The following is a 500-nucleotide window of genomic DNA, read 5'->3' on the forward strand; positions in this document are numbered from 1 at the left end:
AAACGAAGCGAACGATGCCTGAACTACGAGAATTGTACCAAAGCCAGCGATCGTTGCCAAAGGTCGAAGGTGTGCCGCAGGCCTAGCGTAAAAACCATGTTGGGCGGCGTGAAGCGGCTAGGAAGTCTCAATTTCGAGTGGGTATCCCCGCAGAACATCAAGAATCGGCTGGGCAACAGATGGGTCTTCGGAATCTTGGGTGACGGCCAGAACACCAAGTTTGTCAATTCGCGTGTTGAATGCGATGCCGGCAGTGACCACAACCGAAAGATGACGTTGCACACCATGTTCTGCCGCGTTGCGTTCGAGGCAGCGAATTGGTGCGCAGTCGGGTGACATTCCGTTTTCGCGAGCGATTTCAGCAGCAACAGCAAGGCGAGTCGCGTAGTAATCGTCGGAGATTACCGTGGAGTCCGGGAACGCGCGGCGCAGGTCAGCGGCGACCGCGTCAAAGTCGAGTTCGGTTTTTGCGGTTGCGGAAACAAACATCTCGTCCGCCC

The 500-nt window shown here is 56.0% G+C and carries 1 protein-coding gene; it reads right to left on the reverse strand.

The genetic code is table 11. From position 1 onward, the window contains the following. Nucleotides 1-117: 117 nt before the first annotated feature. On the reverse strand, nucleotides 118-500 hold a 383-nt coding region (locus RSSM_RS01300), incomplete at its 5' end, for a hypothetical protein (RefSeq protein ID WP_236620870.1).

The organism is Aporhodopirellula sallentina SM41 (genome assembly GCF_000346505.1).
Taxonomy (GTDB): Bacteria; Planctomycetota; Planctomycetia; order Pirellulales; family Pirellulaceae; genus Rhodopirellula; species Rhodopirellula sallentina.